We start from the raw sequence: 1127 nt of genomic DNA, 5'->3' as shown, positions 1-1127 counted from the left end.
GTCGGGTTCTACCCTCAAGAGGAGAGGGAGATGGCCGGGGTTTGGTATAGGCACGCCACCGATCCACTCCGCAATCGCCTCGACAAGCCGACGCGACAGGGCTTCGAGCACCTCCCCCATCTCGTATTGGTAGTCGTGGTTGTAGGCGTCGCTCCAATCGTCCGCGCTGTAGGGCATCAGGAAGTCCTGCGCGCGTTCTCTGAGACTATCAATGTCTAGGGATGCCAGAGCCTCCTCCAAGTTTGACCAATTACCTCGTAAGTCACACAGATACGTTTCTACCAGGTCCACCTGATCATCATACCCAGCTCTCTGTTCCTCTAGATACCACCGGAAATCCTCAAACCTCGTACTCAGGCCGTGGTGAAGATCGAAGCCATTTCCCACGACGAAGAGCTTCTTAACACGCTCGGTATCAGGTTCACACATCGTGTCGCTAGCAACTCGGAGGGGTCATGGCGTCTACGTATGCCATTGTATGGGCAACAGCTCTAGGTGGTTCGTGGTGATCTCGAACTTGTATGCTGCCGAGAGCGCCGGCTCGAGGTCAGTTTCCGATAGGGCTTCGGTAGCGGACGAAGACGTGGCCGCCGCCGGAGATCGCGATGTCCACGTCGCCGCCGGCTCGGGGAATAGGGGGCCAGTCGTCTCGTCGCCACTCTTTTTCTTCGGGCTCGTCCTCGGCGTCCGTGCGGAGGATCCGCCACGGGGACACCCCCGCAGCGATGTAGCGGTCGGCCGTGGTCTGGCGCGGGTGCGCGTGGTCCTCCCCCGCCGAGAAGACGACCCAGGTGGGGTCGACGGCCCCAATGAAGTCGGCTGAACTCCCGTCGTCGGCCCCGTGATGGGCGGCGACGAGGACGTCGGAGGCGAGGGGGAGCACGGGGGCATAGGCGAGCATATCCCGCTCCGTGGCTGCCGCGGGCTCCATCATCCGCTCCGTGGACTCGGCTGACTCCGATGTCCCCACCTTGCGTCCGAACGCATCGCCGGCGATGAGGACGGAGCCGCCCCGGTACGAGATCCGAGCGGCGAGGCTCACCGCGTTCTTCTGCTCGCTCGTGCTCGTGAGCCCCCAGTCAGGCGGCGGCTCGGGGGCGCCGACGAGGAAGGTGACGAACGACTCG

At 63.2% G+C, this 1127-nt stretch carries 2 protein-coding genes; both read right to left on the bottom strand.

Translation table 11 applies throughout. The features are described from left to right. Positions 1–429, bottom strand: a 429-nt coding sequence (locus ABJF88_14325; protein ID MEP0548108.1) for an AbiH family protein, incomplete at its 3' end; no start/stop codon positions are given. A gap of 118 nt (positions 430–547) precedes the next feature. Beyond that, positions 548–1127 (bottom strand): hypothetical protein (locus ABJF88_14320; GenBank protein MEP0548107.1); only part of this gene is annotated, 580 nt, incomplete at its 5' end.

This window comes from Rhodothermales bacterium (genome assembly GCA_039944855.1).
Taxonomy (GTDB): Bacteria; Bacteroidota; Rhodothermia; order Rhodothermales; family JANQRZ01; genus JBBSMX01.
This window is presented reverse-complemented; position numbering and strand designations above follow the sequence as displayed.